A 10,081-nucleotide genomic window follows, 5' to 3' on the forward strand; every position below is an offset into this window, starting at 1 on the left:
CCGGTGGAACGGGCGGAAGGCGTGCGCGGCCACGCCGGCGAAGAGCGCGCGGGCGGTCCGCGACCGCCACAGCCGGGCCACCGCGGTGGTGGGCAGTAGGGCCTGCGGCCCGAAGACAGCCAGGCGCAGCGGATGACGCGGTACATGCGTGAGCGGCCGCATCAGGTCCTCGGCGAGCGCGTCGTAGCCGTTCGTGAGCGGCCCGAACACCCGCCGCCACCGTCGTCCGTCCACACCGCCGAGGCCGTCGGCCGTCTCCTCCACCGACCGGTGCAGGACCCCGGCCTCGCCGGAGTCCAGCGGATGCACGCAGTCGATGTCCGGCAGGCACCAGGTGAGGCCGTGCCGGCCGAGGTCGAGGCTTCGCAGGAAGGGCGAGCCGACCGCCATGGGGTGGGTGGCGGAGCAGTGGTCGTGCAGGAGGCCCGGGGTCAGTTCGCTGGTGCGGGTGCCGCCGCCTATGGTGTCGGCGGCCTCCAGGACGGTGACCTCGATGCCCTCCCGGGCCAGGAACACGGCGGCCGCGAGACCGTTCGGACCGCTGCCCACCACGACGGCCGTAGTCATACGTCTCCTGAGTCTCCGGTGTCTCCTCGACGATGGGCACCGGTCCGCCGGTCCACCGGTTCGCAAAGGGGCGAAGGGGCGAAGTGGCGGACGGGAGAACGGTGGAACGGGCCCTTGACGGACCCGGTCCGGGCCGATTCACCACTCTGTGGGACGTGAGAAGGCCGTCCCGGCGCCTTTGACTCTTCGACCTTAGAGGGTGGGCACGTACCGGCGCGATTCGCAGAATTGCCTAATTCACGCCCCGGACCGACCGGTGCCGCAGTACTAACCCGCGTCCCAACTCATGTCCGGTTCGGGTTCCGTATGGGCATTCGGCTTGGCATGGCGTCCGGCCGGGCGGTGGGACACCGAAGCTGTGGACTTCTCCGACTTCTCCATCTCCTCGGGCGGGGCTTCCGGTAGTACCGGGAAATGGGCGGTGAGCCACCAGCCACCGTCGTCGGCCGGTCCCGCGGTCAGGGAGCCGCCGACCGCCTCCGTCCGCTCGTGCAGCCCGACCAGGCCGTAGCCGCCACGGCCTCCCGTGGGACGGGAGACACGCCGCTCCGGCCTGTTGTTGTACACGTCGACCCGGAGCAGGTCGCCGCGGGTGCGATGGACGCGCACCGTCGCCTGGGTGCCCGGTGCGTGCCGCCGTACGTTGGTCAGCGCCTCCTGCACCACGCGGTGCACCGCGCAGCCCACCTCGGGCAGCAGTGTGGTCCTGCGGGCGACTGAGGTGATCTCCAGCTGGGCGGTCGATCCGTCGCCCTGTCCGCTGAACGCCGAGACCAGTTTGGTGAGTTCGGCGGAGGGCGTCTCGGGACACTCGATGGCACTCTGCTCGCGGTCCTCGCGCAGCACACTGATCAGGCGGCGCATGGAGTCCATCGTCCGCTGCCCGGCCTCGGCGATGTTGTCCAGGATGGGGCCGACCTGCTGGGGCGAACTCTCGTGGATCACCCCGGCGGCGTGTGCCTGCGCGATGATGCCCGTCACGTGGTGGGCGACGAAGTCATGCAGATCCCGGGCGAGTTGCATGCGCTCGGCGAGCCGTACGGCGGCGACCGTACGGCGACGCCGGGCGTCCAGGGTGCGCAGGTGACAGCCTGCTCCGATGGCGCCGCCGACGGCGAACGTCAGCAGGAAGGGGTAGGTCAGGGTGATGCCCGTACCCCCGGTGCGCAGGGGTTCGTCGATGATGCTGGCCCCCATCGCGGCGGCCAGGGCGAGGACGATGCCGGGCCGGGTGACGTTGCGGCAGGTGCGGGCGAGCAGGACCAGCATGCACGCCGTCTCCAACAGCCCCCACGAGGGCAGGGCCAGCCCCATCAGGGCGGTGCCCAGCGTCACCACCGTCGAGGCGGCCGCGGAGATCCCCGCCCGCCACTCGGTGCTCAGCCTCGGTTCCGGCACGAGCACCAGCGCCAGGGTGGCGGGGCCGGCCACGAGCGGCAGCCAGTCGACGGGGCCGCGCTGCTGCGACACGATGATGCCGACGTCGAACAGCCACAGCACGCCCAGAGCCGGATACAGCGCGCGGTGCTTCAGCTGCCGCACAGGTAACCGCAGCGGGCCGAGGTGCGGCTGGGTCGCTTGTGCCGAAAGTGCCGCGAGTGACGAGGTTGTCATACAACCGGAGGCTAGGCATGCACATGCCTTGCTCGCAGATGGTGGACCGATCTGTGGGGAGGGACACAGATCATCCACAAGAAGATCACTACATCCCCGTCAACGCCCCGTCCGCACAGTCCCGTTGGCCCACGCCCAGGCGGCCACCTCGACCCGATTGCGCACGCCCAGCTTGTGGTGGATGTGGCCCAGATGGGTCTTCACCGTGGACAGGGACAGGCACAGCTCGTCGCTGATCTCCTGATTGGTGCGGCCCACCGCGACCAGCCGGGCGACCTCCAACTCCCGTGCGCTGAGCGAGGATTCGGGCGCCCCGGTGCCGTCCGTCGGAGCCGACGTCCGCTCCTCCAGCTGCCTCAGCAGCCGGACCGTCACCCCGGGCGAGACCAGCGCGTCGCCCCGCGCCGCCGCCCGCACCGCCTCGATCAGCAACGCGGGGGCGGCGTCCTTCAGCAGGAAGCCGCATGCTCCGTTGCGCAGCGCCACATTGAGGTAGTCGTCCTGGTCGAAGCTGGTGACCACGACGACGTGCGTCGGGTGCGTCGCCCCCGGCCCGGCCAGCAGACGGGTCACCTCCAGTCCGTCCAGCTTGGGCATCCGGACGTCCACGAGGCACACGTCCGGCCGCAGCACGCGCGCCAACTCCACGCACGCGAGCCCGTCGGCGGCCTCTCCGACCACTTCGATGCCTTCCTGGGCGTCGAGGATGAGACGGAAGCCGGCCCGGACCAGATCCTGGTCGTCGGCAATCATCACGCGTGTGGGGGCGCTGCTCACGGGGCCGAGCATGCCACGGATCACGTGACCGGTCCGGCCGTCCGCGGAAGCCGGCGGACCGAATGGCCGTGCCGAATCGGGCGGTTGGCGCTTTCCCGGCGAAAGCTGCGCCCGTGGCGGAAAGGTCGGGGCCGATCGGCCGATGACTACTGCCGGGTATCGGTCGAATGGTCGATGGCCGGGGACCGGATGTCGCGGAAGAGTCACAGCGCACCAGGCGGACGACCCACGAGTCCTCGACCCCTCCGAACAAGGCAGGCACCCCATGGCAGTGGACAGCTCCGGCCGACTCAGCGCCCGGGAACTGGAGATCCTCCTTCTGGCGGCCCACGGTATGTCGGACGCGGACATGTCCCGGCAACTGTCGATCTCTCCCCGCACGGTGGCGGCCCACATGCGCAGCATCAGGGAGAAGCTGTGCGCGAAGAACCGAACGCACCTCGTCGTCACGGCGTTGCGCGCGGGAGTTCTCGCGCTGCGGACGGACTGGCTGGACAGGGTGGACCGTTCGGATCGCCCGGATCGCCCGGGGCGGCCGGACCGCCTCGATCGACTGGACGAAACGTTCCGCTTGACGGGGCGGAGCGGGGTCCGGCCTCGGCCCGTCGGTGTCGTGTAGCGCTCGGGCAGGCCGAAGCGGAGTGGAGCCCACGGACTGCCGGCCCCTTCCGGTCGGTCGCCGATCCGTGGCGGCGGAGAGAGGACCTTCCTGCCGCCCACGGTAATCAACGCACTCTCGGGTGCCGGAGTTGGGCCAAAGGCTCGAACCGGCGAATCCTGCTTCTTTTATTGACAGCAGAAAATAACTGCCCGTACGTTCCCGGCATGCGCCCGACCTCGTCCGCGGAGGCGTTCCCGGCCCATACGCCGGCCGCCGCCCAGATCTTCACCATCGTGCTCTCCCACGGCCCGCTCACCCGGGCGGAGATCGCACGGCGGGCCGCCCTGTCCCCGGCGGCGGTGACCAAGGCCGTACGGCCGCTGATCGAGACGGGCTACCTGGTGGAGGACGCCGACGGGGAGCCGAGGCCGGTGCTCGGCCGGCCCGCCAACCCGGTGCGGGTCGACGGCGGGCGCGCGCTGTTTATCGGGGTCAAGGTGACGGGCGACGAGATCATCGCCGTACTGACCGATCTGTGCTGCCGCGTCAGGGTCGCCCGCCACACCCCGCTGGGCGACCGGCGGCCCGCGGGCGTGCTCACCACCCTGAGCGACCTGGTCCTCGGACTGCGCACCGAGGCCGAGGAGTTGGGGGTGGCGGTCAGGGGTGTGGGGATCGCCGTCTCCGGCGATGTGGACCGCGCCGAGGGCATGGTGCGGTACTCCCCGTTCCTGGAGTGGCGGGACGTTCCGCTCGCGCGCCTCGCCGCCATGACCATCGGTCTGCCGGTCACCGTCGACAACGACGTCCGTGCGCTCACCGGAGCCGAGCAGTGGTTCGGCGCGGGTGTGGGCCTGTCCGACTTCGCCCTGGTGACGGTGGGCGCCGGCATCGGATGCGGTCTCGTGGTGGGCGGCCGGGTCGTCTCCGGCGCGCACGGCGTGGCCGGTGAGATCGGCCATCTCTCCCTCGACGCGGCGGGCCCGCGCTGCCACTGCGGCAACCGGGGCTGTGTGGAGGCCATCGCCTCCGAGACGGCGATCGTGCGCGACGTACGGGCGGAGACGGGGAGGGGCGTGGCGGACGCGGCCGAGGCGCTGGCACTCGCGCATCGCGGCGATCCCGGAGCCCGGAAGGTCTACGCGCGAGCGGGCACGGCCATCGGGCGGGCCATCGGTTCCGTGGTCAATCTGCTCGGACCCGAACGCGTGATCATCTCCGGTGAGGGGCTCGCCGCCTACGACCTGTTCGCCGAGCAGATCAAGGACGCCTTCACGGCCTCCGCGTTCGGCGCCGCCGCGCGCTGCGACCTCAGGACGCATCCGCTGCCCTTCGAGGCGTGGGCGCGTGGGGCGGCGGCGACCGCCATCCAGTCCTTCATCCGCTCGGACCCGTCCAAGGGGCAGGGGTGACGCCGCAGGGCTGTATCACGCGGAGGTCCGACCGGTTTCCTCTTCTGTCATGAGCACGCTATTTCTGCCAGCCCTCCACAACCCTTCAACGATCCGGAGGTAGCCACCCATGCGGTCGTCCGCCCACCGCGCCCGCCGTACCAGCAGCACCCTGCTCGTCCTCGCGCTGACCGCGGGCCTCACGGCGATCACCCCCGCCGCCACGGCCACCCACCCCACCCCGGCCGCGGACGCCGTCCGGGCTCCGGCGGTCAAGCCGTACATGGGCTGGACGAGTTGGAGCATGCAGTCCTCCAAGTACCCGGGGCTCAACCCCGACGGGGACTACAGCTATCTGACCGAGAAGAACGTCCTGAAGCAGGCCGACGCCCTCGCCGCCAAGCTCAAGCCGTACGGCTACGAGTACGTCAACATCGACGCCGGCTGGTGGCGGGACATGGACTGGAAGCCCCGCTTCGACGGGTACGGCAGACAGGCCGCCGATCCCGGGCGCTTCCCCCGCGGGATGAAGGCCGTCGCCGACGACCTGCACGCCGAGGGGCTGAAGGCCGGCATCTACCTGCCGGTCGGGCTGGAGAAGGAGGCGTACGGCGAGGGCAAGGTGCCTCTGTGGAACGCGGAGGGCTGCACGACCGCCGACATCGTCCACGGCGACCTGCGCACCACCAACGGGTGGGACAGCGCGTACAAGATCGACTTCTCCCGGCCCTGCGCCCAGAAGTACATCGACTCCCAGGCCCGGTTGTTCGCCGACTGGGGCTATGACTTCCTCAAGCTGGACGGGGTCGGTCCCGGCTCCTTCAAGAGCGGGGAGAACTACGACAACGTCGCCGACGTCGCCGCCTGGCAGAAGGCGATCGCCGCCACCGGCCGGCCGATCCACCTCGAACTGTCCTGGTCGCTCGACATCGGCCATGCCGCCGACTGGAAGCGGTACTCGGGCGGCTGGCGCATCGACACCGACGTCGAGTGCTACTGCAACACGCTCGTCACCTGGGAGAACTCCGTCGAGGACCGCTGGGACGACACCCCCGCCTGGACCCGGCACGCCGGCCCCGGCGGCTGGAACGACCTGGACTCCCTCAACGTCGGCAACGGCGAGATGGACGGGCTCACCAGGGCCGAACGGCAGAGCTACGCCACCCTGTGGGCCATCGCCAAGTCGCCCCTCTACACCGGCGACGATCTCACGCGCCTCGACTCCTACGGGCTCTCGCTCCTCACCAACAAGGAGGTCATCGCGGTCAACCAGGGCGGCACCCCGCCCGCCAGGCCCCTCACCCCCTCCGACGACCAGCAGGTCTGGGCGGCGAAGAACCCCGACGGCGGCTTCACGGTCGCCCTGTTCAACCTCGGCGAGGCGCCCGCGCCCGTGACCGCAGACTGGTCCGCCCTCGGCTTCTCCGGCAAGGCGCAGGTCCGCGACCTGTGGAACCGCGAGAACCTCGGCACGTACAAGGACAAGGTCACGCAGGCGCTGCCCGCGCACGGCTCGCGGCTGTTCACCGTCACCCCGCAGGGCCGGGCTCTGACGAAGACCGCCTACGAGGCGGAGGCGGGGACCAACACCCTCGCCGGCAACGCCTCGGTGGCCGACTGCGGCACCTGCTCCGGCGACAGGAAGGTCGGCGACCTCTACCTCGGCGGCAGGCTCACCATGAACGGCGTCACGGTCGCGAAAGCGGGACGGTACGTCGTCGACATCGCCTACGTCAGCGGCGACGCGCGGTCCGTACGGATCTCGGCCAACGGTGGCGGTGCCACCGGGCACAAGTTCCCCTCCACGGGCGACTGGGGGACCGTCGAGACGGTGAGCGTGCCGCTCAACCTGAAGGCCGGCCCCAACACCGTCACCTTCGACAGCGGTGACGGCTACGCCCCGGACATCGACCGGATCGACGTGCCGAACCTGTCCTGACGGCCGACCCCGCAAGGGAGCGCATCCATGGACACCCCACGCCCCGATTCACCGCAAACCCTCCCCGGCAGACGCGGCCTGCGCTCCGTCGCCGCCGTCGGCGGAGCCCTGACCGCCCTCGGCGGGCTGCCCGCCTTCTCCGCCTCCGCCGCACCCGTGAGACCCGTCGGCTCCCCGAGGCTGCCCGAGGGGCCAGGGCGGCACCACCGAACTGTGGTGGCAGGCCCCCGCCGACGGCCGCTCGATGATCACCCAGGGCCTCCCGGTCGGCAACGGCCGCCTCGGAGCGCTCGTGGGCAACGACCCCGGCCGGGAACGGCTGTTCCTCACCGACGCCACCCTGTGGACCGGAGACCTCAACCCGACCCTGGACGACACAGCGGCGACATCAGCCTGGACGGCACCCACGGCGAGGCCACCACGGGCACGCGGTCGGGCCGGTACGCGTCCTTCGGCGCGGAGTTCGCGAACGGGCTGCGGTACGGGGCGGCCGTCACCGCGTACGGCAGCGGCGGGACCGTCGCCGTCGACGGGGCGCGGATCTCCTTCCGGAACTGCCGAAGCCTGACGGTGATCGTCGCCGGCGGCACGAACTACGCGCCCGACCCGGCACCGGGACGTGCTCTCCCACCCCGGCGTCCGCACGGTCCTCCTCCTCGAGGGCGTCAACGACATCAGGGCGCACACCGGTGTCACGGCCGGGGACCTGATCGACGGCTACCGCCGGATCATCGACCGCGCGCACGCCGCCGGTGTGTGCGTCGTCGGGGCGACGGGTCGGGCCGTTCAAGGGCTGGTACGAGTGGGACGCGGCGGCCGAGGGCGTACGGCGGGAGGTCAACGCGTTCGTCCGCACCGGCGGCGAGTTCGACGCCGTGGCGGACTTCGACGGTGTCCTGCGCAGTCCCTGCGACCACGAGCGGATCCTGCCGTTCTTCGACAACGGCGATCACCTGCACCCCAACGACGCCGGTATGAACGCGCTGGCCGACGCGGTCCCGATCGACGGCCTCTCCTGCGACGGCCGTGCGCAGGAGCGAGCGCGCCGTCGGTGACTCATGCTCGTCCCGGTGGCTCACACCGTCGGCTCCCCGGGGGCGCGATTCAGGGGCCGCCGTCGCTCGGCAGCTCCAGTCGCAGTTCGTAGCCCCCGTCCCGCAGATGCCTGGACGTGACCGTTCCGCCGAGGAGTTCGGCCCGCTGGCGCAGGCCGATCAGACCGTGGTGGGCCCCCGGCAGTGACAGGGCAGGGCGGCTGGGCGCGGTGTTGGTGACGGTCGCGTGGAGGGTGCCCTCACGCCGGAGGACGCGGATGGTGGCCGTGGCGCCGGGGGCGTGCTTGCGGATGTTGGTGAGGGCTTCCTGAACGGTGCGGTAGACGGCGCGCTGGACGGGCGGCGGGAGATCGGCGGGCAGGTCCGTCCGCAGGTCGGTGTCGATGCCACTGCCGGTGACGAGCCGGTCGAGGTCGGCCAGGGAGGGCTGCGGGGTGAGTTCGGTGGGGCGGCTGCCGGAGGCGCGCAGAATGCCGACCATGTGCCGCAGCTCGTCCAGTGTCTGCACGCTGAGCAGCCGGATCGTGGCCGCGGCCTCCTTCGCCTGCGGGTCCCGGCTGCCGACCTGGAGGGCTCCGGCGCGGACGGCGATCAGACTGACCTGGTGGGAGACCGCGTCGTGCATCTCCCGGGCGAGCTGGGCGCGTTCCTTCGCCAGGACGCTCTGCGCGATGAGCAGCCGCTCATGCTCACGGGCCTCGGAGACCTCGACGAGACGCAGGGACAGCTCCCGGCGGGCCTGGACGAGCTGCCCGAGGAAGAGGGGCGCGGTCGCCTGCGCCACGCTGTAGGAGAGGGGGATCAGGGCCTGACGGTCGGACAGGTCGGCGAACTCCGGCGACGGCCACGACCACCAGGTGAGGTCGCAGACCGTGAACCCCAGCGCGCACACGGCCAGGAGCGCCCGGTGGTGGGTGCGCGAGGCGAGCGTGTACAGCGCCACCAGCGTGGCGAACACCGCGTCCGTGAACAGGGCGGTCGGCAGGGTGAGCAGGAAGGTCGCCGACGGCAGCCTGCGGCGCATGACGAGCGCCAGGGCCGCGAGCAGTGCGGCGGCCAGTTCCCGGGGGTGATGGGTGCCCACGTCGTGGATCCACACGTCCAGCAGCGAGGCCGCCACGAGCGCGGTGTCCATCGCCGGCCCGTGCGGGGCGCGGGCGGGGGACCTCATCCGCCCTCCCGTTCACCGGCGACGGAGCGCGACGGCCTGAGCAGGCCCGCGCGCTCGGCCAGCAGCGCCGCCTGCACCCGGCTGCTCACCTCCAACTTGGTGAGGAGCGCGCTCACATGGTCCTTGACCGTCCCGGTGCTCAGATGCATGCGGTCGCCGATGTCGGTGTTGGACAGCCCTTCGGTGATGAGGAGGAGAACGGCGCGCTCGCGTTCGGTGAGCCGGTCCACCAGCCGGACGGCGGCCTGCCGAGGGCCGTTGTCCAGATAGCCGTCCACCACGGCACGGGTGACCCGCGACGCCAGTACGACCCCGCCGGCCGCCAGCGTCCTCACCAGGTAGGGCAGTTGCTCCGGGTCGGTGTCCTTGAGGAGGAAACCGGCGGCCCCCGAGCGCAGGGCGGCCGCCACGTACTCGTCCATGTCGAAGGTGGTGAGCATGGCCACCACGGGAGGACGGGGGAGTCTGCGCAGTGCGGCGAGGACGGTGAGCCCGTCCACGTCCGGCATCCGGATGTCCAGCAGGACGACCTCGGGACCCAGCTCCCGCACCGCGTGGACTGCCCGGCCGCCGGGGACCGCCGCCACCACGTCGATGTCGTCCGCGGAGTTGAGGATGTGCTCGAAGCCCGTGCGGATCAGGGCTTCGTCGTCGACCACCAGTACCCGGATCACTTCTGCGCCCCGCTCGCCGTCGGACCACCACGGGACTTCTCGTGGAATCCCTACGACGTCCGGGACCGCCGCCGGGTTCCCTTTTCTCCCGGTTTCCGGTCACCTGGCGGGGGCGGCCCCGGCTGGTCGGCGGGGACCTTCCAGCCACCCGCCGGATGGGCTCGCGCCCCTCGCGCCCCCGACTCTGAAGGCCATGACACCAGACACGTCATCGGACCTGTCGTCCAAGCCGGCCAACGCGTCCGCCGCCACGCCGTGCGCCGCCGTGGCGTCCGCCGCCACGCCGTGCGCC

Annotated in this window: 9 protein-coding genes and 2 pseudogenes; 5 read left to right on the plus strand and 6 right to left on the minus strand. The window is 71.4% G+C overall.

Features of this window, described 5'->3' with window-relative positions:
- The 3 genes from AWZ10_RS43675 to AWZ10_RS43685 form a co-directional block, all read right to left on the minus strand.
- A partial coding sequence (locus tag AWZ10_RS43675) for a phytoene desaturase family protein (protein WP_159058583.1) occupies positions 1 to 567 on the minus strand: 567 nt, incomplete at its 3' end.
- A gap of 267 nt (positions 568 to 834) precedes the next feature.
- The gene (locus AWZ10_RS43680) at positions 835 to 2,181 is read right to left on the minus strand and encodes a sensor histidine kinase (protein ID WP_244172761.1); all 1,347 of its coding nucleotides are present in this window, start codon (positions 2,179 to 2,181) and stop codon (positions 835 to 837) included.
- A 99-nt stretch (positions 2,182 to 2,280) separates the two neighbouring features.
- Positions 2,281 to 2,970 carry a response regulator gene (locus AWZ10_RS43685; RefSeq protein ID WP_060893946.1) on the minus strand — a complete coding sequence of 230 codons (690 nt, stop codon included), beginning with the start codon at positions 2,968 to 2,970 and terminating at the stop codon, positions 2,281 to 2,283.
- A gap of 253 nt (positions 2,971 to 3,223) precedes the next feature.
- Here AWZ10_RS43685 and AWZ10_RS43690 point away from each other — a divergent pair, with 253 nt between their 5' ends.
- The 4 genes and pseudogenes from AWZ10_RS43690 to AWZ10_RS56175 all read left to right on the plus strand — a co-directional run.
- A complete protein-coding gene (locus AWZ10_RS43690) occupies positions 3,224 to 3,577 on the plus strand; it encodes a response regulator transcription factor (RefSeq protein ID WP_046702923.1) in 354 nt (117 codons plus the stop codon).
- 206 nt (positions 3,578 to 3,783) lie between these two features.
- Positions 3,784 to 4,971 (plus strand): ROK family transcriptional regulator, encoded by a 1,188-nt coding sequence (locus AWZ10_RS43695; protein WP_060893941.1) that lies wholly within the window; start codon positions 3,784 to 3,786, stop codon positions 4,969 to 4,971.
- A gap of 109 nt (positions 4,972 to 5,080) precedes the next feature.
- On the plus strand, positions 5,081 to 6,889 hold the full coding sequence (locus tag AWZ10_RS43700) for an alpha-galactosidase D (RefSeq protein ID WP_060893942.1): 1,809 nt from the start codon (positions 5,081 to 5,083) through the stop codon (positions 6,887 to 6,889).
- 244 nt (positions 6,890 to 7,133) lie between these two features.
- A pseudogene (locus AWZ10_RS56175) lies at positions 7,134 to 7,196 on the plus strand (hypothetical protein); the annotation flags it as partial.
- A 49-nt stretch (positions 7,197 to 7,245) separates the two neighbouring features.
- Here the strand turns inward: AWZ10_RS56175 and AWZ10_RS56180 are convergent.
- Complete coding sequence (locus AWZ10_RS56180) at positions 7,246 to 7,479, minus strand: hypothetical protein (RefSeq protein ID WP_060893943.1); 234 nt, start codon at positions 7,477 to 7,479, stop codon at positions 7,246 to 7,248.
- Positions 7,480 to 7,502: 23 nt separating this feature from the next.
- Between AWZ10_RS56180 and AWZ10_RS51230 the strand changes: the two are divergent.
- Positions 7,503 to 7,944, plus strand: a pseudogene (locus AWZ10_RS51230) (GDSL-type esterase/lipase family protein); the annotation flags it as partial.
- A gap of 49 nt (positions 7,945 to 7,993) precedes the next feature.
- On the opposite strand, the gene AWZ10_RS43715 reads toward AWZ10_RS51230, so the two are convergent.
- Together AWZ10_RS43715 and AWZ10_RS43720 are read right to left on the minus strand one after the other, a co-directional pair.
- Complete coding sequence (locus AWZ10_RS43715) at positions 7,994 to 9,115, minus strand: sensor histidine kinase (RefSeq protein WP_046702926.1); 1,122 nt, start codon at positions 9,113 to 9,115, stop codon at positions 7,994 to 7,996.
- Positions 9,112 to 9,789 (minus strand): response regulator, encoded by a 678-nt coding sequence (locus AWZ10_RS43720; protein WP_046702927.1) that lies wholly within the window; start codon positions 9,787 to 9,789, stop codon positions 9,112 to 9,114. Before AWZ10_RS43720 ends, AWZ10_RS43715 begins: the two co-directional genes overlap by 4 nt.
- Between the last annotated feature and the right edge of the window lie 292 nt (positions 9,790 to 10,081).

Origin of the sequence: Streptomyces europaeiscabiei (assembly GCF_001550375.1) — a bacterium.
Classification (GTDB): domain Bacteria; phylum Actinomycetota; class Actinomycetes; order Streptomycetales; family Streptomycetaceae; genus Streptomyces; species Streptomyces europaeiscabiei.

Bases quoted from the DNA above. Each gene is read 5' to 3' on its own strand.
- AWZ10_RS43680 (WP_244172761.1), bottom strand. From the start codon at position 2,181: ATGACAACCTCGTCACTCGCGGCACTTTCGGCACAAGCGACCCAGCCG.
- AWZ10_RS43685 (WP_060893946.1), bottom strand. From the start codon at position 2,970: ATGCTCGGCCCCGTGAGCAGCGCCCCCACACGCGTGATGATTGCCGAC.
- AWZ10_RS43690 (WP_046702923.1), top strand. From the start codon at position 3,224: ATGGCAGTGGACAGCTCCGGCCGACTCAGCGCCCGGGAACTGGAGATC.
- AWZ10_RS43695 (WP_060893941.1), top strand. From the start codon at position 3,784: ATGCGCCCGACCTCGTCCGCGGAGGCGTTCCCGGCCCATACGCCGGCC.
- AWZ10_RS43700 (WP_060893942.1), top strand. From the start codon at position 5,081: ATGCGGTCGTCCGCCCACCGCGCCCGCCGTACCAGCAGCACCCTGCTC.
- AWZ10_RS43715 (WP_046702926.1), bottom strand. From the start codon at position 9,115: ATGAGGTCCCCCGCCCGCGCCCCGCACGGGCCGGCGATGGACACCGCG.